The organism is Herbaspirillum rhizosphaerae, from assembly GCF_046025915.1.
Lineage (GTDB): Bacteria > Pseudomonadota > Gammaproteobacteria > Burkholderiales > Burkholderiaceae_D > Herbaspirillum > Herbaspirillum rhizosphaerae_A.
In genome coordinates this window covers 101,315-121,878 of sequence record NZ_JAQQFR010000004.1, presented here as the reverse complement: position 1 = coordinate 121,878, position 20,564 = coordinate 101,315, and the positions used below count along the sequence as shown (strand labels likewise).

General features: G+C 58.1%; 17 protein-coding genes. 11 read left to right on the top strand and 6 right to left on the bottom strand.

The window, feature by feature from the left end:
• Positions 1-39: 39 nt before the first annotated feature.
• The gene (locus tag PQR63_RS07470) at positions 40-1,458 is read right to left on the bottom strand and encodes an aminotransferase-like domain-containing protein (protein ID WP_408166966.1); all 1,419 of its coding nucleotides are present in this window, start codon (positions 1,456-1,458) and stop codon (positions 40-42) included.
• Between the two features lie 236 nt (positions 1,459-1,694).
• Here PQR63_RS07470 and aptA point away from each other — a divergent pair, with 236 nt between their 5' ends.
• The 10 genes from aptA to PQR63_RS07420 all read left to right on the top strand — a co-directional run bounded on the left by aptA (position 1,695) and on the right by PQR63_RS07420 (position 13,792).
• Complete coding sequence (aptA, locus tag PQR63_RS07465; RefSeq protein WP_408166963.1) at positions 1,695-3,017, top strand: omega-aminotransferase AptA; 1,323 nt, start codon at positions 1,695-1,697, stop codon at positions 3,015-3,017.
• Between the two features lie 21 nt (positions 3,018-3,038).
• On the top strand, positions 3,039-4,532 hold the full coding sequence (locus PQR63_RS07460) for a CoA-acylating methylmalonate-semialdehyde dehydrogenase (RefSeq protein WP_408166961.1): 1,494 nt from the start codon (positions 3,039-3,041) through the stop codon (positions 4,530-4,532).
• A gap of 652 nt (positions 4,533-5,184) precedes the next feature.
• The gene (locus tag PQR63_RS07455) at positions 5,185-6,378 is read left to right on the top strand and encodes an ABC transporter substrate-binding protein (protein WP_408167433.1); all 1,194 of its coding nucleotides are present in this window, start codon (positions 5,185-5,187) and stop codon (positions 6,376-6,378) included.
• A 231-nt stretch (positions 6,379-6,609) separates the two neighbouring features.
• A complete protein-coding gene (locus PQR63_RS07450) occupies positions 6,610-7,470 on the top strand; it encodes a branched-chain amino acid ABC transporter permease (RefSeq protein ID WP_007881881.1) in 861 nt (286 codons plus the stop codon).
• A 10-nt stretch (positions 7,471-7,480) separates the two neighbouring features.
• Entirely contained in the window at positions 7,481-8,473 is a 993-nt protein-coding gene (locus tag PQR63_RS07445; protein ID WP_408166959.1) for a branched-chain amino acid ABC transporter permease, read from the top strand.
• Complete coding sequence (locus PQR63_RS07440; protein ID WP_408166957.1) at positions 8,473-9,279, top strand: ABC transporter ATP-binding protein; 807 nt, start codon at positions 8,473-8,475, stop codon at positions 9,277-9,279. The genes PQR63_RS07445 and PQR63_RS07440 overlap by 1 nt, the downstream gene beginning before the upstream one ends.
• Positions 9,276-9,980: an ABC transporter ATP-binding protein gene (locus tag PQR63_RS07435; RefSeq protein ID WP_050479327.1), complete on the top strand. Its 705-nt coding sequence runs from the start codon at positions 9,276-9,278 to the stop codon at positions 9,978-9,980. Before PQR63_RS07440 ends, PQR63_RS07435 begins: the two co-directional genes overlap by 4 nt.
• A gap of 69 nt (positions 9,981-10,049) precedes the next feature.
• Positions 10,050-11,306, top strand: a complete 1,257-nt coding sequence (locus tag PQR63_RS07430; RefSeq protein WP_408166955.1) for a Zn-dependent hydrolase — start codon at positions 10,050-10,052, stop codon at positions 11,304-11,306.
• A 45-nt stretch (positions 11,307-11,351) separates the two neighbouring features.
• On the top strand, positions 11,352-12,851 hold the full coding sequence (locus tag PQR63_RS07425) for a M81 family metallopeptidase (RefSeq protein WP_408166953.1): 1,500 nt from the start codon (positions 11,352-11,354) through the stop codon (positions 12,849-12,851).
• Between the two features lie 23 nt (positions 12,852-12,874).
• On the top strand, positions 12,875-13,792 hold the full coding sequence (locus tag PQR63_RS07420; RefSeq protein ID WP_408166952.1) for a DMT family transporter: 918 nt from the start codon (positions 12,875-12,877) through the stop codon (positions 13,790-13,792).
• Here the strand turns inward: PQR63_RS07420 and PQR63_RS07415 are convergent, their stop codons facing one another.
• A complete protein-coding gene (locus PQR63_RS07415; RefSeq protein ID WP_408166951.1) occupies positions 13,793-15,805 on the bottom strand; it encodes a bifunctional diguanylate cyclase/phosphodiesterase in 2,013 nt (670 codons plus the stop codon).
• Positions 15,806-16,158: 353 nt separating this feature from the next.
• Here PQR63_RS07415 and PQR63_RS07410 point away from each other — a divergent pair, with 353 nt between their 5' ends.
• Positions 16,159-17,844: a methyl-accepting chemotaxis protein gene (locus PQR63_RS07410; protein WP_408166949.1), complete on the top strand. Its 1,686-nt coding sequence runs from the start codon at positions 16,159-16,161 to the stop codon at positions 17,842-17,844.
• An 86-nt stretch (positions 17,845-17,930) separates the two neighbouring features.
• Here the strand turns inward: PQR63_RS07410 and PQR63_RS07405 are convergent, their stop codons facing one another.
• The 4 genes from PQR63_RS07405 to PQR63_RS07390 all read right to left on the bottom strand — a co-directional run bounded on the left by PQR63_RS07405 (position 17,931) and on the right by PQR63_RS07390 (position 20,555).
• Complete coding sequence (locus PQR63_RS07405; RefSeq protein ID WP_408166947.1) at positions 17,931-18,476, bottom strand: peroxiredoxin family protein; 546 nt, start codon at positions 18,474-18,476, stop codon at positions 17,931-17,933.
• Positions 18,477-18,739: 263 nt separating this feature from the next.
• Complete coding sequence (locus PQR63_RS07400; RefSeq protein WP_408166945.1) at positions 18,740-19,393, bottom strand: BON domain-containing protein; 654 nt, start codon at positions 19,391-19,393, stop codon at positions 18,740-18,742.
• Positions 19,386-19,982, bottom strand: coding sequence for a phosphoheptose isomerase (locus tag PQR63_RS07395; RefSeq protein WP_094562029.1), 597 nt, complete (start codon positions 19,980-19,982; stop codon positions 19,386-19,388). Before PQR63_RS07395 ends, PQR63_RS07400 begins: the two co-directional genes overlap by 8 nt.
• Positions 19,983-20,156: 174 nt before the next feature.
• A complete protein-coding gene (locus PQR63_RS07390) occupies positions 20,157-20,555 on the bottom strand; it encodes a YraN family protein (protein ID WP_408166943.1) in 399 nt (132 codons plus the stop codon).
• Positions 20,556-20,564: the final 9 nt, after the last annotated feature.

Genomic DNA, 20,564 nt, shown 5'->3' with positions numbered 1-20,564 from the left:
ACAGTCATCGAATGAGTGGTGGATGGAATGATCTAGACATCACAATGTGCGGAAAAATTCATACAGCTCAGGCGCATCCGCATACGCCACGTTGAAACGGAACCAGGGCTCGTCCGGCGGCGTGAGATGGAAAAATTCTCCCGGCGCCAGCCAGATCCCCTTCTGCCGAGCGCGATCGGCAATCTCGCGCGCACTCAGTTCGCAGCCATCCAGTTTGGCCCACGAGAACATGCCGCCGCGCGGCGTCGTAAACGGCGTCAGGCCGGTCTCGCTGAGCTTGCTGTTGACGCGTGATTGCGCATTGAGCAGCGATGCCGCCAGATTCTCGACGTGACGGCGATGATGGCCCTCGGTCAGCACGCTGTGCACCAGACGTTCGTTGATTTCGGAATTGGTCAGGCTCAGCACCATCTTGGTATGCACCAGCTGGCGCGCCAGATCGCGCTGGCAAGCGATGAAGCCGAGGCGCAGCGACGGCGCGATGGTCTTGGAATAGCTGCCGACATAAATCACGCGCTGCAAGCCATCAAGCGCCGCCAGCATCGGATCGGTCGGCTGGCCCAGCTCACGGAAAATATCATCTTCCACCACCCAGAAACCATGCCGCTCGGCGGCCTGCAACACGCGCATCGCACAGGCCGGCGTGTACGAAGTGCCGGTTGGGTTGTGCAACACACTGGTGGTGAAAAACAGCTTAGGCTTGTGGGTGCGCGCCAGCGTCTCCAGCATCTCGGTGTCGACGCCGGTGGGCGTGCGCGGAATACCGATGACGTTGAGGTCGGCCATCTTCAGCATGGCGATCAGATTGCAATAACCGGGATCGTCAACCAGCACCGTATCGCCGCGCTTGACCATGGTGCGGATGATCAGATCCAGTCCCTGCGTCGCGCCGTGCGAAGTCAGCACCTGATCGAGCGAGACCTCCAGCGACCAGTTCGCCAGGAACTGGCAGATGATCTGGCGCAGCGGCGCGTAGCCGTAGGGATGGCCGTAGCCGACCTGCTGCGCACCGGGCGAGCGGATGATGCGGCGCTCGGCCTGATGCAGGCCTTCGTCGTCGAGCCATTTGCCCGGCAGCCAGCCGCAACCGGCCTTGATCGGTACGCGCTCGTCGGCAAACATTTCCGACAAGAGCCAGGCAGAGTCGATGACCGGCTCCGGCGGCGTAAACGCCAGGCTGGGCGAAATGTTGGTCCCTTTGGGCGCGATGAAGAAACCCGCCCCTCGCCGCGCTACCAGCAGGCCGCGCGCCACCAGTTGCTCGTAAGCCTCGACAACGGTGGACGCGCCAATGGCGTGCGATTCTGCAAATTGCCTCACCGAGGGCAAGCGCTCGCCCGAGCGCAGGCTGCCCTGCTCGATCGATTGTGCCAATCCGCTCACCACCTGCTCGACCAACCGAACCACGCCGTTTCGTTCCAGCGTCAGATAAACCGCCTCGCGCTGCGCCTTTGCCATCTTGTCCTCGCTACACCGTGTTACCGGCACGTGCCCTTTGCTCGCTTGCCTTGCCGACAACTGTTATCAATACAGATTGTTGAATTAAACAATACAGTTTTCAAGTTAATTACAAAGTGTATCTAACAATACCGGCCGCGTCTCGCAATAATCGTCTCATTGATCATTTCATCGATCGCCCATCCATTCCTGTTTCGTTAACTCTTGTGTCGTCAACCCTTCAAGGTGCGCCTGAAATGAACAAACCACTGTCCTCTTCCGACCTCTCCGCTTACTGGATGCCCTATACGGCCAACCGCAACTTCAAGGCCAGCCCACGTATGCTGGTTTCGGCGGAAGGCATGTATTACCGCGACGACGCCGGCAACCCCATCCTCGACGGCACCGCCGGCCTGTGGTGCGTACCGCTGGGCCATGCCCAGCCGAAGATCGTCTCCGCCGTGCAAAAGGCCGTGGCGACACTGGATTACGCTCCGTCCTTCCAGCTCGGCCATCCGATGGCTTTTGAACTGGCCGAACGCCTGAAGCAATACACTGGCAACCGTTTTTCACAAGTGTTCTATACAGGTTCGGGCTCGGAAGCGGTCGACACCGCCCTGAAAATTGCCCTGGCGTATCACCGCATCCGCGGCGATGCGACTCGCACCCGCTTTATCGGCCGTGAGCGCGGCTACCACGGCGTCGGCTTCGGCGGCATGTCGGTCGGCGGCATCGGCACCAATCGCAAGACCTTCAACTCGGCGCTACTGCAAGGCGTGGATCACCTGCCGCACACGCACAACCTGGAAAAGAACGCCTTCACCAAGGGCGAGCCTGAATATGGCACCCACCTGGCCGATGAGCTGGAACGCCTGGTCGCGCTGCACGATGCATCCAACATCGCCGCCGTCATCGTCGAGCCGGTGGCTGGCTCCACCGGCGTACTGATTCCGCCGAAGGGCTACCTTAAGCGTCTGCGCGAGCTGTGCACCAAGCATGGCATCCTGCTGATTTTTGATGAAGTCATCACCGGCTTCGGCCGCCTAGGTACACCGTTTGCGTCGGACTACTTCGACGTCGAGCCGGATCTGTTCACCACCGCCAAGGGCCTGACCAACGGCGTGGTGCCGATGGGCGCCGTGTTCGTCAAACCGCATATCCATGATGCATTCATGCAAGGTCCCGACGGCATCGAACTGCTGCACGGCTACACCTATTCCGGTCACCCGCTGGCGTGCGCCGCCGGTCTGGCCTCGCTCGATATCTTCGAGCAGGACGGCATCCTCGAACACGCTCAGAGCGTCTCCGATTACTTCCAGGAAGCGGCGCATTCGCTGCGCGGCCTGCCGAACGTGATCGACATTCGCACCATCGGCATGATTGCCGGTATCGAGTTGTCGTCGATTCCGGGCAAGCCGGGCGCACGTGCCTACGACGCCTTCCGCCGCGCCTTCAACGACGGCATCCTGATCCGCGTGACCGGCGACATCATTGCCTTGTCGCCACCGCTGGTCATCGAGAAGAAACACATCGACGAACTGTTCGGCAAGCTCGCAGCGATTTTGAAAACCCTGGATTAATCTGAAAAGTACCTGCACAACATGGAAAAAATTACTCACTTCATCGGCGGACGCCGCGTCGACACCACCAGCGACCGCTACGCCGATGTGTTCAACCCGGCACTGGGCGTACCGGTAGCACGCGTCGCACTGGGCACGGCGGAAGAAGTTGACAGCGCCGTCACCAGCGCCGCCGCCGCTTTCCCTGCGTGGTCCAACACGCCGCCGCTGACGCGTGCGCGCGTGCTGTTCAAGTTCTTGCAACTGATCCAGCAACACGCCGACGACTTCGCCGCCATCCTCACCCGCGAACACGGCAAGACCTTCTCCGATGCGCAAGGCGAAGTGGCCCGCGGTATTGAAGTGGTCGAATACGCCGTCGGCATTCCGCAAATGCTCAAGGGCGAATACACCGACCAGATCGCACGCGGTATTGACGCCTGGTCAATGCGCCAGGCGCTGGGCGTGGTGGCCGGCATCACGCCGTTCAACTTCCCGGCGATGGTGCCGATGTGGATGTTTCCGATCGCGCTGGCTTGCGGCAACTGCTTCATCCTCAAACCGTCCGAACGCGACCCATCGGCCTCGCTGCTGATCGCTGAATTGTTGCAGCAAGCCGGTTTGCCGGACGGCGTGTTCAGCGTGATTCAGGGCGACAAAGTCACCGTCGACGCACTGCTCGATCATCCGAAAGTCAAAGCCATCAGCTTCGTCGGCTCGACGCCGATTGCCGAATACATCTATGCGCGCGGCAGTGCCAAGGGCAAACGCGTACAAGCATTGGGCGGCGCCAAGAATCACATGGTCGTCATGCCTGACGCGGACATGCAAGTCGCGGTCGACGCATTGATCGGTGCAGCCTACGGTTCGGCCGGCGAACGTTGCATGGCGATCTCGGTTGCCGTTGCAGTCGGCGACGCGGGCGACAAGCTGGTCGCAGCATTGGCCGAACGCACACGCAATTTGAAGATCAACGACGGTATGGAAAAAGATGCCGAAATGGGCCCGGTCGTCACCGCTGCAGCGAAAGCACGCATCGAAGGTCTGATCGGCAAGGGCGTCGAAGAGGGTGCAAAGCTGGTGGTCGACGGCCGCGGCTTCAAAGTGCCGGGACGTGAAAACGGCTTCTTCGTCGGCGGCACCTTGTTCGATCACGTCACGCCTGAGATGACCATCTACAAGGAAGAAATTTTCGGACCGGTGCTGTGCGTATTGCGCGCTCCCGATGTCGCCACCGCCGTCGAGTTGATCAACAACCACGAATACGGCAACGGCGTCGCCATCTTCACCCGCGACGGCGGCGCAGCGCGCGAGTTCGTGCGTCAGATCGAAGTCGGCATGGTCGGTGTCAACGTACCGCTGCCGGTGCCGATGGCGTTCAGCAGTTTCGGCGGATGGAAGCGCAGCCTGTTCGGCGACCATCATGTCTACGGCCCGGAAGGCGTGCGTTTTTACACACGCGCCAAAGCCGTGATGCAACGTTGGCCGAACACCGCCAGCGCCGGCGCCGAGTTCGCATTCCCGCAGATGAAGTAAGTCTGATTTCATTTGAAAGTGCTATGAAATCCGCAGCGAATAAGTAGAGAAAAACGGCATGAGCGAACCTCATGCCGTCGCTGTTTTCACTATTGATTTCAACATTGAATTTAGCCACGAGAAGTATTGGTGCAATAGAGAGATTTGATGGTGCAGACTGATGTTGAAAATGCACCGACATCTCCGAAATTGGAGAATTAAATTCATCAAAAGAAAAATCAACGCAGCAGCTAATTCACGTAGCATGCAGTAACGCGAAAAAACCAAAAGCAGGCATGCCAAAAGACATGCACATGCCAACATTCGCAGCAGTAAAAAAATTAAAAACGAAGTACAAAAACAAACAGAGACATTAAACCAGGAGGAGCAACATGATCCATCGCCATCATGATTTGCAGCGTTCGCACGTACGCATGCGCACAAGGTCGCAAAACCTTCATCATCACATTGTTTTTACTCAGGTAAACGCAGTGCATGTCCACATGTTCCGGCAGTAAATTTTCTATCGCTCTGACGATCGTTTTTTCGTCGTCACGGGCATAGAACTTGCGTCATACAATCTCGGATCAATAGCTTTTCAGCTGATCGATTTTTGCTCGATGTTGCTTACCAATACTTTCAATGCGCAGTCATTTTTGGAGATGTGAATATGATGAATCGTCGTGATTTTCTCAAGCTGTCCGCACTCGCCGCACCAGGTGCGTTGTCTTACACCGATGTGTTTGCACAAGCCGATGCCATCCAGTTCGGTTGCCCTGTTCCGATGTCCGGTCCGTTCGCGGCCAATGGCAAATACGCCGACATGGGCATGAAGCTGGCGCTGCAAAAATACGGCAAGGTGCTCGGGAAAAATCTGAGCTACACCACACTGGATACTGAAGGTAAACCGGCCACGGCTGTGCGCAAGATGCAAGAGACCATGGAAAAAGGCGCACGCTTTTTCGCGGGCGGTATTCTCTCCGGCGAAGCGCTGGCAATGGGCAAGGAAGCAGAAAAAGGCGGCAGCATTTTCATCACCACTGCAGGCGCCGATGAAATCACCGGTAGCGATTGCAATCGCGCGACTTTCCGCTGGTCGGTGCCGACCTTCGGTGCGATCGAACAAACCGTGCGTCCGCTGCTGGAAAAAATGCCGAATGCAAAACGCTGGTACACCATCACGCCGCAATATGTTTTCGGCGACGGCCTGCTAAGCGCAGCAAAGGCGATCTTCAAGGAAAAAGGCATCGAGCACGTCGGCAACAGCTATCACTCGCTGGCCGAAAAAGAGTTCAGCGGCTACCTCACCAACGCCATGGCTGCCAAACCGGACGTCCTGTTATTGTTGAATTTTGGTTCGCAATCGTCGGATACGTTGCGCCAGGCCGTGAGCTTCGGCATGAAGAACAACTGCACCATCCTGATGGCCTGGGCCTCCGGTCTGGAACAGTTCGAAACACTGGGCGCGGATATCTGCGACGGCGTCTACTTCGGCGCGCAATACTGGCACGCCATCGATTCGCCGTTCAACAAAGAGTTCGTGCAACTGGTCAACAGCAACCTGAAGATCGACCCGAACTACAGCCTGGCCGGCTCCTACATCTGTACCAAGATCATGCTCGACGCCATCATCAAGGCCAACAGCACCGATCCGAAAGCGGTCATCGCGGCCATGGAAGGCATGAAGTACGAAGGCCTGACCGGCACCGAAGAAATCCGCAAGGGCGATCATCAGGTCATCAAGAACTACTACCTGCTCAAGGGCAAGGCCAAGTCGAAGATGCGTAACAAGAACGACTATGCGGACATCATTTCGTCCGGCAAGTCCTTCCTGGCGCTCGACAAAACCATGTGCAAATTAGGCTGACCTGTCCCTGATCCTACTGCGAAGCCGTGATCCGGCAGCGTACGGTGCTCAGAATCCTCGTGTACCCAAGTACACTCCAAGGAAAATCTGATGCGCTCCGCTCCGGGCGCTACCGGCTGACGGCTTCTCGCTACGGATCAGGAATAGGTCGACGACTGTGATTGCTCATAGGAATTTCGGGTGAATCGCATCTAAAGTCGTCGCGAACGTTTCTCAACGTATTGAGGTTTCATGAATATCTATCTGCTGCAAATTGCCAACGGCGTCGGCATCGGCATGCTGTACTTCCTGCTGGCGGTGGGCTTATCCATCGTGTTCGGCCTGCTGCGTTTCGTCAATTTTTCGCATGGCGCGTTTTTCCTGCTGGGTGCGTATTTTTGCTTCCAGCTCGGCGAAATGGGCGTCAATTTTTGGTGGTCCTTGTTGATCGCTCCGATTGTTGTCGGTGTGTTCGCATTTCTGGTTGAGCGCTTTGTATTGCGCCACATTTATGCGCTGCCGCATCACTTCCATATTCTGTTCACCGTCGGTCTCGCGCTGGTATTGCAAGAGGCTGTAATTTCGTACTGGGGCCCGCTGGGCAACAATATTTCGCCGCCGGATCTGCTGCAGGGCGTGGTCATGGCCGGTGGTTTTGTGTACCCGAAATACCGTCTTTTCGTGATCGCTTTCACTGCGGTGATGGCGCTGCTGTTGTGGTGGATTCTTGAAGGCACGCGCCTCGGTTCCATCGTGCGCGCCGGTAGCGAATCGACGGAAATGGTATCGCTGCTGGGCTTGAATATTGATCGTATTTTCAGTCTGGTGTTTGCACTCGGCGCGTTCACTGCGGGTCTGGCGGGTGCGCTCGCGGCGCCGATTCGCGGCGTGGAACCATTCATGGGTGTGGAGGCATTGGGTATCGCTTTCGTGGTCGTGGTGATCGGTGGTCTCGGTAGTTTTTCCGGCGCATTGGTAGGCGGTATTTTGGTCGGTATCGTGCAAAGCGTGATGAGCACGGTGTGGTCGGAAGGCGCGCATCTGATGATTTATGTGGCGATGGCGGCGGTCATGCTGCTGCGTCCAAACGGCCTGCTTGGCCGCGCCAGCTGAGGAGATCGCCATGAAACATATCGCTCATTTCCGCTTTACGCTGCTGGCTATTGCCGTCGTGTTGCTACTACCGCTGTGTGTCGGTTCAGGCACCCTGGCAACTGAAGTATTGATCTATGCATTGGCTGCGCTGGGTTGCAATCTGCTGCTCGGCTATACCGGCCTGATGTCGTTCGGTCAGGGGATTTTCTTCGGCATCGGCAGCTATGCGACTGGCCTTGCTTTATTGCATCTGAAAGCGCCACTGCTAATCTCTCTGCTGATCGCCGCCGTCATCGGTGGTCTGATTGCGCTGCTGGTCGGCTGGTTTTCGATTCGCCAGAAGGGCACTTACTTCGTCATGCTGACGCTGGCGTTTGCGCAGATGTTCTACTTCCTCGCCTATACGATGAAGGACGTCACCGGCGGCGATAACGGCTTGCTCGACATCCCGCGTCCCAACCTGTCGGTGTTCGGCCATACGCTGTTGCCGACCACTTCGTCGTGGCAGTACTACAGCTTTGTGGCAATCCTGTTCGTGGTGGTGTTCTGGCTGTTGCAACGCGTGGTGGATTCAGTACTGGGCCGCACCTTGCTGGCGGTGCGCGACAACGAAGCGCGTGCTTCCGCAGTGGGCTACGACGTTACGCTATTGAAACTCGCCGCCTTTGTGATTTCAGGCGCGGTGACTGGGCTTGCGGGCGGCTTGCACGCAATGATGACCGGCGTCGCACCGTTGTCGAATATTGAGTACCACACCAGCGAATCGATCCTGATCATGACCGTGATCGGCGGTACCGGCAACCTGTTTGCCTCGGTGCTGGGCGCATCCTTTTACGTGCTGGTCGGCAACTGGCTGTCGACACTATGGCCGCGCTGGCTGATGCTGCTCGGCTTCCTGCTGATCGGCGTGAGCCTGTACATGCACAAGGGCTTGTACGGTCTTGCGCAATCACTGCTGCAACGTGTACGTCCCGGTACGAAAACTAGTGTGCGTACCGACATCGCCAAGGAGAGCCATTGATGAGTACGCCTATCCTCAAAGCGGTGAACGTGACCAAGCGCTACGGTAAGTTCACCGCCGTCAACAACATCACGCTGGATATTCTGCCGGGTACAGTGCATTCCGTCATCGGCCCCAATGGCGCCGGCAAGACCACGCTGTTCCACACGCTGACTGGCACCACGCCGATCACCGAGGGCAGTATCTTGGTCGAAGGTGAAGAAGTCTCGCACTTGCCCGGTTACAAGCGCGTGCGCAAGGGTCTGGCACGTTCGTTCCAGGTAACCAGCCTGTTTCCCAACCTGAGCGTGCGTGAGAACCTGCGACTGGCCGCACAAGGCACACGTCCAGCGCAAGCGCTCAATCCCTGGAAGCGTCCCGAATTGTTGCGCCAGGCCTGCGATATCGCCGAGCAGCTGGTGGCGCGCCTGAATCTGCAGAGCGTTGCTGATCGTCTCTCTTCCGAACTCTCGCACGGTCAGCAACGCCGTCTGGAAGTCGGCATGGCGATGGCGGGTCAACCGAAGGTGATCTTCCTCGATGAGCCGACTTCGGGCATGGGCATCGATGACATCGCCGACATGAAGAAGTTGATCCACAGCCTGCGCGACAACTACACCGTGGTACTGATCGAACACAACATGGACATCGTGATGGATATCTCCGACAGCATCACCGTGATGCAGCAGGGGCAGATTCTGGCGCAGGGCAAACCCAACGACATCCGCAACGATGAACGCGTGCGCCGCGCCTATCTCGGCAGCATGATTACCGGTGGCAAGAAAGCTGAAACTCAGGCTGAAACGCAAGCAGGAGAAACAACGTGATTCTCAACGTACAAGACATTCACAGTTACTACGGCAAGAGCCACATCCTGCAAGGCGTATCGCTGCAAGTCGCCGCCGGCGAAGTGATCACGCTGCTGGGCCGCAACGGCGCCGGCAAGAGCACGACCCTGAAGAGCATCGTCGGCGTGGTCGAGCCACGCCAGGGCAAGGTGATGTTTGAAGGCAATAACGTCGCCGGCCTTCCCGCTTACAAGATTGCCTCACGCGGCGTCTGTCTGGTGCCGGAACATCGCGGCATCTTCAAGCTGCTGACGGTGGAAGAAAACCTGACCATGGCGGCTCGCAAGGATTCGGCGTGGGGCCTGGAAGACGTGTATAAAATTTTTCCGCGTCTGAAAGAGCGTCGCAAGAACGGCGGCGGCCAGTTGTCGGGCGGTGAGCAGCAGATGCTGGCGATCGCGCGCGCGCTGATGACGCATCCCAAAGTGCTGATGCTGGACGAGCCGGTAGAAGGACTGGCGCCGGTGATCGTCGACGAGATCGTCGCGCAGATCAAACTGATCAAGGCGACCGGCATGTCAATCATTCTGGTCGAGCAGAATCTGGAGGTCTGCACGCAATTGGCGGATCGGCATTACATTGTGGAGCAGGGACGCATCGCCTATACCGCGACCAATGCAGAATTCCTCGCTGACGACAGCGCGAAGGATCGCTATCTTGGCGTGAATCTTGCTGCTTAATTTTGCGACTTAATCCGGCGATAGACTAATCACGGACAACGCGCACAAACGAATTTGACGGAGTCATTCATGGACATGAAAACCAGCATCACCAATTTACGCATCGACGGCAAACGCCTTTGGAACTCGCTGATGGATCTCGGCGCAATCGGCGCGACGCCGAAGGGCGGCGTCTGCCGTCTGGCACTGACCGACCTCGACAAGCAAGGCCGCGACCTCGTCAGCAGCTGGGCAAAACAGGAAGGCATGAGCGTCGTCGTCGATGAGATCGGCAACATCTTCATGCGCCGCGCGGGTCGCAACAATGCGTTGCCGCCGGTGGTCACCGGATCGCACATCGACACGCAGCCGACCGGCGGCAAGTTCGACGGCAACTACGGTGTGCTGGCCGGCATGGAAGTCATCCGCACGCTGAACCAGCACAACATCCAGACCGAAGCGCCGATCGAAGTCGCGGTGTGGACCAATGAAGAAGGTTCGCGCTTCGTACCGGTGATGATGGGCTCGGGCGTGTTCTGCGGCGCGTTCACGCTGGAGCATGCTTACAGCGCGACCGACGTCGACGGCAAGAATGTGAAAGACGAACTGACGCGTATCGGCTACATCGGTGAACAGAAGTGCGGCGACCATCCGATCGGCGCGTACTACGAAGCGCACATTGAGCAAGGCCCGGTATTGGAAAACGCCGACACCGTCATCGGCGTGGTACCGGCTGTGCTCGGCCTGTCGTGGTACGACTGCACGGTCACCGGTTTTGAATCGCATGCCGGCCCGACACCGATGGAAATCCGTAAGGATGCGCTGCAAGTCTCCACATACATCATGCAGGAAGTCGTCGCCATTGCGAATCGCTACCCACCTTACGGCCGCGGCACAGTCGGTCAGGTGCAGGTGATGCCGAACAGCCGCAACGTGATTCCGGGACAGGTGAAATTCTCCATCGATCTGCGCAACGTCAGCGATGAAACGCTCAATCAGATGCATGAAGACTTGCTGGCCTATCTGGAACAAACCCGTCAGAAGACCGGCCTGAAGATCGAGCTGGAGCGTGTGTCTTATTTCTCGCCCTGCCCTTTCCATCCTGACTGCGTGGGTGAAGTGCGCAATGCGTCGGCGATGCTCGGTTACGCGACCATGGATGTGGTCTCGGGCGCTGGTCACGATGCGATTTACGCAGCGCGCCTGGCACCGGCCGGGATGATCTTCGTACCGTGCAAGGACGGTGTCAGCCATAACGAAATCGAAGATGCCAAACCGGAACATCTGGAAGCGGGAGCGAACGTTCTGTTGCATGCCATGCTGGCCAGCGCAAAGGTCGTCGCCTGATTGAAGAAAATACTGAAGATACTGAAGAACACGCAAGGAATAGTCATGCCGTTGAAAATTGTCATCGCCCGTCTGAATCACGAGACCAATACCTTCTCACCCATCCCAACGCCGCTGGAAGCCTTCGCGCCGCAATGGGACAGCGCCGCTTATCAGGATCAAAAAGGCGCGCGCACTGCGATGGGCGCCTTCCTCGATATCGCTGACGGCATGTCGGCCTCCGTCGTGACGCCGCTGGCCGCCACAGCAAATCCAAGCGCAACCGTGGCCGCTGATGCCTATACGCTGATGACTGATGCAATTGTTCGCGCGATCGAAGGCGGTTGCGATGCCATCATGCTGGATCTGCACGGCGCCATGGTGGCCGAGAACGCCGATGACGGTGAAGGCACGCTGCTTGAACGCATTCGGAAAATTGCACCGCATGTGCCGATGTGCGTGGCGCTCGACTTGCATGGCAACGTCACGCAAAAGATGGTCGACAACGCCGACGTCATCGTCAGCTTCAAGACTTATCCACATATCGACATGTACGAAACCGGCGAACATGCCGGCCGCCTGCTGGTGGAATTGCTGCAGGAAAAATCGCGCCCGGTTACCGGCTGGCGGCAAGTGCCGCTGCTGTCGGCGACGCTGACCAGCAATACCTCGGCATCGGCCATGCAGCGCGCGGTGGAACAGGCCAAGCTCGCCGAAAAACAAGCCGGCGTGCTGGCGGTATCGGTGCTGGCGGGCTTTCCTTTATCCGACTTCCGCGATGCGGGCATGTCGGTGGTGGTGGTGACTGACAACGATGCAGCCCTCGCGCAGACCGTCGCCGATACGATCGCGAAACAGATCTGGGCAGAGCGTGATGATTTCGTCTACGACAGCCAACCGCTGCGCCAGTCGCTGGCGCATGCGCGCGAGATGGCGGCCGGTGCCGGCAAGGGGCCGGTGCTATTACTGGATCACAGTGACAACGTCATGTCTGGCGGTACGTGCAACACCATGGACGTATTGGAAGCGGCGTTGACCGAAGGCATGAGCGGCATCGCCGCCGGCCCGATCAGCGATCCGGAAGCGGTCGCGCAATTATTGAAGGCGGGTGTGGGCGGCACAGTCACGCTGGCGGTCGGCAACAAGGTGGCGCTGACACAACAGGGCATCACCAAGACGCCGCTGCAATTGACGGGCAAGGTACTGGCAATCACCGACGGTGTGTTCCGCGTGTCCGGCCCGATCTATACCGGCTCGACCATCAACATGGGTAACAGCGTGCTGTTCGATACCGGCGCGGCGAAAATCGTCATCACCGAAGAACGTGTCGAACCCTATGACCTGGGCGTCTTCACCAGCCTCGGTCTGGATCCGGCGACGATGGATTACGTGATCCTGAAGTCCCGTATGTATTGCCGTCCGGTGTTCGTGCCGATCAGCAAGGGACTGGAAGAATGCGACTCCGACAGCGGCGGCCCGACCAGCTCCAACTTCGACCTATTCCCGATTCGTAAAGTGCGCCGTCCGGTGTATCCGCTCGACGCATCGACACCGGCACCGGTCTGACAGCCAGACCAACTAAGCTGCTAATGCCACAGACAAGCATCCAGAGCCGCAAGGACACCGGCAGAGCCAAGCTCTTGCTGCTTGTCCTCGGCGTGGTCTGGGGGTTGAATTGGCCGGCCGTCAAAATATCACTGAGCGGCGTGTCACCGTGGACGCTGCGCACCATCGGGCTCGGTGCGGCAGCGTGTACGCTGTTCGTGCTGGCGCTGGTGCGCGGACGCGCGCTGCATATCGGCTCGCGTGACCGTGTGCATATCGTAATGACCGGCCTGCTCAATATCGCGCTGTTCAACATCCTGCTGACTTTTGCACAGCTCGGCGCGGCGACCTCGCGCGTGGCGATCATCACTTACTCGATGCCGCTGTGGGCGACACTGTTTGCGCGCATTGCACTGGGCGAGAAGCTGGATCGCGTACGCAGCATGGGACTGGCGCTGGGTGCGGGCGGTCTGGCGGTATTGATTTCTCCGCTGATTGGCGGCGGCTTGCCGCATGGAATTTTGTACGCGCTGGCGGCAGCAGTGACATGGGCGGCAGGAACGGTCTACATGAAATGGGCCAGGATCAATGCCGAACCGCTGGCGATCGCAGCATGGCAATTGCTGATCGGCGCGCTGGTGGCATTGACCGGCTTGTTGTATTTTGAGGGCTGGCCGCATCCGGGCGCGTTGCATCTGCCGGTGATCTGCGCGTTGGCGTACCACATCTTTTTCGGCATGGCTGCCGGTTACATCCTGTGGTTTGAAATCATCGCCAAGCTGCCCGCTGGCATCGCCGCGCTCGGCACGCTGCTGGTGCCGGTGGTCGGTGTTAGCGGCGCAGTACTGTTGCTGGGTGAACGGCCGAGCACGCCGGACATGCTGGGCTTTGTGCTGATCTTCAGTGCTGCGATTTGCGTACTGCTGCCGACCGGATCGCTACGATTCCTCCGCAGGATCTGATTACTCTTCCAGCGCCTGCAGCGAATTGACGTAGGCGGTTTCCAGCACGTGATGCGGGACGTAAAGCAGATCCGTAATCGTCTCCGCAGCCAGTGCGCGCGAGAAGAAAAATCCCTGCCCGAAATCGCAACCGAGATTGCGCAGATGATCAACCTGCATCTCCGTTTCCGTTCCTTCTGCCACTACTTCGATGCCGAGATTGCGCGCCAGCGTCATGATGGTTTCGACGATTTGCAGGCGCTCCTTGTCTTCCTTCATGCCCATGATGAAGGAACGATCGATCTTCAATACATCCAACGGAAAGCGATGCAGATAGCTCAATGACGAATAGCCGGTGCCGAAATCATCAATGCTGAAACGTACGCCCAAAGCGCGTAGCTGCGACAGGATCTTGATCGTACGTTCAACGTCGCCCATAGTGACGCTCTCGGTGATCTCGAGGCGCACCGTATTGGGATCGATGCCGGTTTCTTTGATGATCTGCTGAATCTGATCGACCAGATTGGGTTGCACGAACTGGCGCGGTGAAATATTCACGCTGATCGTCAGCGGCTTGGCGCGCGGAAATTGCTGATGCCATTCGTGCATCTGACGGCAGGCTTCACGCAGCACCCACATGCCAATGTGCAAAATAAGACCGGTGTCTTCCGCAACATCAATAAAGTCGCCCGGATAAACCAGCTCGTCCGCGCCGCGCCGCCAGCGCACCAATGCTTCGACGCCGACGATGGTGCCGGCCTGCAGTTCGATGATCGGTTGGTAATGCAGCACAAACTCATTGTTCTTCAGCGCGTGCCGCAGCGCCGTCTCTATCGTCAGGCGGCTGACCGCGCCTTTACGCATGCTGCGGTCGAACACTTCGTAGCGGCTCTTGCCGACGGCCTTGGCGCGATACAGCGCCAGATCGGCGTCGCGCAATACTTCGTCGGCCAGGGTATGGCCGACATCGCTGAAGACGATACCGATGCTGGCACTGGCGTAAATCTCCTGATCACGGATCAGGAAGGGCAAGGCCAGCGCCAGCTGAATACGCTCGGCAATCCGCTCTGCTTCACCAACATCGGGAATGTCGCGCAGGAGCACGGTGAATTCGTCACCACCCATGCGCGCGAGCGTGTATTTCGAATTGGCCGCGGAAGTCTCGGCACCGGCCATACCGACGATGACATCCGGACGAACCGCGTTTTTCAGACGCGCAGCAACCTGAATGATCATGCGATCGCCGGCCAGATGACCGAGACTGTCGTTGACGATCTTGAAGCGGTCAAGGTCGATGAACAGCACGGCGAAACCGGCGTTGTCGTCTTCCCACTGGCGTTGCAGCGCCAGATCGAGCTGCTGCAAAAAGAGTGTGCGATTGGGCAAGCCGGTCAGGGCGTCATGCGAGGCGTCGTGGACCAGCCGCAACGCGTTCTGGCGGCGCTCGGCGACACGGCCGATACGGCTGCCGATCTGGCGCATCAGACTCATCAGCCGCAGCAGATTGTCGTCCAGCGAAAGCACGCGATCGGAGAAAAATTCCAGCACGGCAACGACTTCGCCGCCGCTCAATACCGGGAAAGCGACACCGGCCTTGATACCGGCCGCACGCGCGACATCGGCGCGCGGCGCTTCACGATCGACGCCGATATTGACGGTCCATACCGGCGCGGCCTCCTTGAAGGCGCGTCCCGGCAAATCCTTTTGAACCTGAAATTGCGGATCACTGGTCTTGCACTTGAAGGCACTGAATTCGGGGCGTGTCACGCCGAACCAGATGTCTGCCGACACCAGGGCAGCCTGGCTACCAGTCTTGCGCACCTGATAGCAGTGTCCCAGCGGCCAGCCGGTATAGCGGCAGATTTCATCGACGGCAAACTGGAGAATCGTTTCGACGGAGTCGGTCTGATTGGCGGCAACTGCGACGGCTTCCAGCAGCTGCAATTGGCGCAGACGGGTTTCCTGGCGGGCGTCGGATTGCATGCGTGCATCGCGCTCGCGCACCAGGGACTGCGTCAGTTTTTCTATTTCCACGGCATGCGCGGCCGTGTCCGGTTTTATTGTCATTTGGGTGAAAGGTATGGCGGTGTTGATCTGCGCATTGCCGTGTTGCACTTTCCAAGCATTCGATTATAGCGGGCCGTTGTCACTGTTGCATTAAATCATCGTCAGCGGCAGTGTAAAGTTATCGGCACATGCTGCCGATGATCTTGATAAAGCATTAACAGGCACGGCAAAGGGTGACTATCCTGCGATTTGGTGCCTGTGCCCTGTGATACGCTGGATCATCCAATAAGAAGAAACATCGATGCCTGCGCCGCAAGGCGCAGAATATAAACCGCGACCGGCGCCATCAATAGCACCGGAGATACGGACAGGAGACCGGCATGAAAAACTTCAGAATTGGCGTACGTCTTGGTATCGGCTTCGTCGCCATGTTAATGCTGATGGCGGTGATGGTCGGCATCGGCGTCTGGCGGCTGCAAGGCATCGGTGACGCCACCGACGACATGGTCAAAAATGCCTTGCAAAAAGAACGCGACGCGTCGAAATGGCATGCGGCAATCAAGGAAAACGGTGTACGCACTTTCGCCGTGATGCGTAGTGATGATGCCGAATTCCAGAAATTCTTCCAGACCCAGATTGATGCCGAATCGAAGAAGGTCAGCGATATCCAGAAACGCGTAGAGACCGCGATCTCTTCTCCGGATGAAAAGCAATTGTTCGACGACGTCGGCAAGCTGCGTGCCGCGTACCGCAACACGCGCGAAGATATCTTCAAGATGAAGGCGGCCGGCAACGCCGAAGAAGCCAAGCAATTGACCAACACCAAACTGGTCAAGATGATGGACGACTATTCCGGCAGCGTACTGAAGTACGCCGACTACCAGACCCAGCTCATTGACCGCTCCGCCCAGCACATCAACGACAGCTATCAGTCGGGACGCAGCCTGTTGCTGACGCTGGGCGTGATCGAACTGGTACTGGGCGGTATTCTTGGCTGGCTGCTGACGCTGAGCATCACACGTCCTCTCAATGAAGCGGTAAGCATTGCCGAGACAGTGGCGTCGGGCGATCTGACCTCGCACATCGACGGCAGCGGCAAGGATGAAACCAGCAAATTGCTGCAGGCCCTGAAGACCATGAACGACAACCTGCTCAATATTGTCGGGCAGGTGCGCAGCGGCACTGACACGATCGCTACCGCTTCCAGTGAAATCGCCAGCGGCAATCTTGATTTGTCGGCCCGCACTGAGAGCCAGGCCGGTTCACTGGAAGAAACAGCATCCGCGATGGAGCAACTGACCTCCACCGTCAGGCAGAATGCCGACAACGCACGCCAAGCCAATCAACTGGCCGTATCTGCATCCGAGGTCGCGGTGCAAGGCGGCAGTGTCGTCGGTCAGGTGGTCGATACCATGGGCGCGATCAACGCTTCGTCGAGAAAGATCGTCGACATCATCAGCGTGATCGATGGTATCGCTTTTCAAACCAATATTCTGGCGCTCAACGCGGCAGTGGAAGCCGCCCGCGCCGGAGAACAAGGGCGCGGCTTCGCTGTAGTGGCATCCGAAGTACGCAGTCTGGCGCAACGCTCGGCTGCCGCCGCCAAGGAAATCAAAACGCTGATCGACGACTCGGTGGAAAAGGTCGACTCCGGCAGCAAGCTGGTGGAACAAGCCGGCGCCACCATGACGGAAGTCGTCGCCAGCGTGCGGCGTGTGACCGACATCGTGGCGGAGATCAGCTCGGCCAGCCAGGAGCAAAGCGACGGCATCGAGCAAGTCAATCAGGCTATCACGCAGATGGACGAGACCACGCAGCAAAACGCGGCACTGGTCGAAGAAGCCGCCGCCGCCGCGCAGTCACTGCAGGATCAGGCGACAACGCTCACGCAGGTGGTCAGCGTCTTCAAGCTGGACAATACCCGTCTGGCGCCGCAGCCGACGCTGCGTACAGTCGACATCACCCCTGCACGCAAGCCGGCTAAGGTTGCGGCTGCAACGCCTCCGAAACTGAAACAAACGCCTTCTTCAAAATCATCTGCGGAAGCGGATTGGGAACAGTTCTGACGGTAGCATCGATAAAACTGCAGGCATGAAAAAAGCGCCGGTATCGAACCGGCGCTTTTTTATTTGATGCAGGTGCATGCCGATGATCAGGCGGCCAGTGCCTTTTCCAGCAACTGATGCAATTCAGCGAATTGCGGCTCGCCGACATAGCGTTTCAGGATGCTCCCGTCTTTGCCGATGACGAAAGTCGTCGGTGTCAGCTTGACGTCACCGAAAGCTTTGGCTAGCGTGTCTTGCGGATCGAGCGCAACCTTGAACGGCAGCTTGCGCGTCTCGGTATAGTTGAGTACATAGTTCGGTGGATCGTAGCTCATCGCGACGGCGACGAAGTCCAGCCCTTGATCCTTGTACTTGTTGTAGGTCGAAATCATCTGCGGCATTTCACCCACGCAGGTGGTGCAGCTGGTCGCCCAGAAATTGACCATGACAACTTTGCCGCGCAAGTCCTTGAGGGCGACCTTTTGACCGTCGAGCTTGATGAAGGTCACGTCGGGCGCGGTGTTCTTCGCCGACAGCGAGGTGTAGCCGAACAATGCGATCGCGGCAACGACGGCGGCACCGCCAAGCTTGAGCGCGAGGCGGCTGCGCGGAGCTGCGGGAGTAACTGAGCTGGTGGCTTGTTGGGCTTCCATGTCTTTTCCGGTGTGGGTACTGCTGAATACTGCTTGTTGTCTTGTCCACCTGAATTGTCAATATGGCAATAATTCAGATATAGCTGTCGATCCATTATAGACGCGCTTTCTGCTTCGTGCCGGAGCCGGCTTTCCGGATAACAACGCCATAAAAAAACCGCCGGTGTCGGTGACATCGGCGGCTCTTGTCTTGCTTCGGTTGTTCCTGGGCGCCTGACCTGAATCAGACATGGCAGCGTCAGAGCAGTTCCTGCTTGCCCTGACTACTTGGCCGGATCCGGAGGAGGTTGCTTGATGTATTGCTTCAGCTCTTCTTCCGAAATGTATTCGTATAGGGTCACAACCTTTTGCACGCCGCTGACGCCAGCGGCGATGTCGGCGCCGCGTTTGCCTTCGCGTTCGGTCACGCGTCCCATCATGTAGACGATGCCGCGTTCGGTGGTGATCTTGAAGGCGCTGGCGTACAGATCCTTGGCATCCACAAGGCTGGCCAGCACTTTGCTGGTGATCAGCGCATCGCCTGAACGCGCCGAGAAGCCGGAAGAACCGGAGACGACCAGTTCATTGAATACGCCGTTGACGTTAGGCAGGCCTTTGATCTCGCGCTCGGCAGCGGCCTTCGATGCTTCGTCAGGCACTTCACCGGAGAGCAAGACCTTGCGGTTGAAACTGGTCACGTTGACGTGAGAACCAGCGGCGACTACGTCAGGGATATTGGCTTCACCCTTGACGACAATCGACTTGTCTTCGGTCTGCGCACCCAGCGTGCGGCGATCCGTTGCCGCGAACGTACCTGCCAGCATGCCACCGGCGAGCACGCCGAAGCAGCCTTGCAGCCCGATCGCGAGCATGCCGCCGACAGCAACTGCCGCCAGCGGACGACGCCATTTCAACCAACCTGCCTTGACATCATTCATTCACATCACCTCCAAATAGCGCGACATCGATACCGTCGCAAATACAATGCAGAGTCACCAGATGTACTTCCTGAATGCGCGCGGTACGGTCATGCGGCACGCAGATATGCACATCGGCGTCGGTAAGTTTCTTGCCGATGGCGCCACCGCCTTTACCGGTCAACGCCACCACGCGCATGTCGCGTTCCTGAGCAATCTCGATTGCAGCCAGCACGTTGCCGGAGTTACCCGACGTCGAGAAGGCCAGCAAGACGTCACCGGCTTGGCCAAAGGCCTGCACCTGCTTCGAGAAAATTTCCAGATAGCTGTAATCGTTGCCGACTGCAGTCAGGATCGACGTGTCGGTAGTCAGCGCCAACGCCGGCAGCGGCAGACGTTCACGTTCAAAACGTCCCACCAGTTCAGCCGCAAAATGCTGGCAATCTGCAGCCGAGCCACCGTTGCCGCAGGCAAGAATCTTGTTGCCATTCGACAGCGCCGTGAACATAAGTTCAATCGCTTGCTCAATCGGCTGCGCCAGCACGGAACCGGCGTGGAGCTTGAGTTCGGCACTTTCCTGAAAGTGCGAGAGGATACGTTGATTAGTCATGGTACGAGAGTATTTAACAGTGCATGAAGAACGACAGTCCCTGGTTCGTCCCGGTCAGGTCGCCGGCATGGGAGAGGAAAAGATGCGCCTCAACCCTGTATGCAACGGCAACAGGCTCGCCAATTATAGTGTAGTTGGCCTGCTCCACCCCGGTGAGGGGGGTAAAGAAGCGTATCAAAATGCTTCAGATATTGCTTCTACGGCATTTTTCAGCCAAGTCATCTGCTCGCCGTCATAGCCGATGACGTCAAAACGGCAGTCCGGCGGCATGCGATAGCGCTGCAGATAGACTTGTGCGGCAATGATCAGGCGTCTTTGTTTGGTACGGGTGACACTGGCAAGCGCGCCACCGAAGTCGCTTTTGCTGCGTTTGCGCACTTCAACGAAGACGATGGTGTCACGCTCGCGCATGATGAGGTCGATTTCGCCGCCTTTGCAGCGGAAATTGCGCTCTACCTCGACCAGACCCTGTTTTATCAGGAATGCCAGTGCATCGTCTTCAGCCGCATCGCCACTGACTTGCTTGCTGGTGCGCTTGGTACTGTCGGAGCGGAAGCGGTCAAACAACGCCATGCCCGGCCG

Bases quoted from the DNA above. Each gene is read 5' to 3' on its own strand.
- PQR63_RS07405 (WP_408166947.1), bottom strand. From the start codon at position 18,476: ATGGAAGCCCAACAAGCCACCAGCTCAGTTACTCCCGCAGCTCCGCGC.
- PQR63_RS07450 (WP_007881881.1), top strand. From the start codon at position 6,610: ATGAATATCTATCTGCTGCAAATTGCCAACGGCGTCGGCATCGGCATG.
- aptA (WP_408166963.1), top strand. From the start codon at position 1,695: ATGAACAAACCACTGTCCTCTTCCGACCTCTCCGCTTACTGGATGCCC.
- PQR63_RS07410 (WP_408166949.1), top strand. From the start codon at position 16,159: ATGAAAAACTTCAGAATTGGCGTACGTCTTGGTATCGGCTTCGTCGCC.
- PQR63_RS07430 (WP_408166955.1), top strand. From the start codon at position 10,050: ATGGACATGAAAACCAGCATCACCAATTTACGCATCGACGGCAAACGC.
- PQR63_RS07440 (WP_408166957.1), top strand. From the start codon at position 8,473: ATGAGTACGCCTATCCTCAAAGCGGTGAACGTGACCAAGCGCTACGGT.
- PQR63_RS07420 (WP_408166952.1), top strand. From the start codon at position 12,875: ATGCCACAGACAAGCATCCAGAGCCGCAAGGACACCGGCAGAGCCAAG.
- PQR63_RS07395 (WP_094562029.1), bottom strand. From the start codon at position 19,982: ATGACTAATCAACGTATCCTCTCGCACTTTCAGGAAAGTGCCGAACTC.
- PQR63_RS07470 (WP_408166966.1), bottom strand. From the start codon at position 1,458: ATGGCAAAGGCGCAGCGCGAGGCGGTTTATCTGACGCTGGAACGAAAC.
- PQR63_RS07400 (WP_408166945.1), bottom strand. From the start codon at position 19,393: ATGAATGATGTCAAGGCAGGTTGGTTGAAATGGCGTCGTCCGCTGGCG.
- PQR63_RS07455 (WP_408167433.1), top strand. From the start codon at position 5,185: ATGAATCGTCGTGATTTTCTCAAGCTGTCCGCACTCGCCGCACCAGGT.
- PQR63_RS07425 (WP_408166953.1), top strand. From the start codon at position 11,352: ATGCCGTTGAAAATTGTCATCGCCCGTCTGAATCACGAGACCAATACC.
- PQR63_RS07390 (WP_408166943.1), bottom strand. From the start codon at position 20,555: ATGGCGTTGTTTGACCGCTTCCGCTCCGACAGTACCAAGCGCACCAGC.
- PQR63_RS07460 (WP_408166961.1), top strand. From the start codon at position 3,039: ATGGAAAAAATTACTCACTTCATCGGCGGACGCCGCGTCGACACCACC.
- PQR63_RS07445 (WP_408166959.1), top strand. From the start codon at position 7,481: ATGAAACATATCGCTCATTTCCGCTTTACGCTGCTGGCTATTGCCGTC.